The sequence below is a fragment of the Christiangramia aquimixticola genome (assembly GCF_048285835.1).
In the GTDB taxonomy this organism is placed as follows: Bacteria; Bacteroidota; Bacteroidia; order Flavobacteriales; family Flavobacteriaceae; genus Christiangramia; species Christiangramia aquimixticola.
In genome coordinates this window covers 1-332 of sequence record NZ_JBLVTL010000121.1, presented here as the reverse complement: position 1 = coordinate 332, position 332 = coordinate 1, and the positions used below count along the sequence as shown (strand labels likewise).

The following is a 332-nucleotide window of genomic DNA, read 5'->3' as shown; positions in this document are numbered from 1 at the left end:
CTACCAGTGGATTCCCCTCAAATTCCAATACCAAGTCTTGGGATTTTTGAGCCGCCTGAAAACGCATTACCTCTACCATCTCTTCGGATAGGACCAGTGGATTTACAGCTAGCACTTCCGAATCTGACCCTTCCATTTCAGTAATCACCCATTCCAGGGTATTATCCAAGACTTTACTCAAATGAAAGCTTTGACGCTTGAGATTGGAAATGATTTGGTTTACCTCTTTTTCATTGATTATTCCTTCCTCTGCCAATTCCAAGGTAAAACTCAAACTAGTAACAGGAGTGCGAAGATCATGAGATAGTAGAGCCAACAGTTGATTTTTTTTA

1 protein-coding gene is annotated in these 332 nt (G+C 40.7%); it reads right to left on the bottom strand.

Annotation, left to right across the window (positions count from 1 at the left end; all coding sequences use genetic code 11):
- Nucleotides 1-332: sensor histidine kinase (locus ACNKXV_RS13775; RefSeq protein WP_417908296.1), on the bottom strand; the 332-nt coding region annotated here is incomplete at both ends.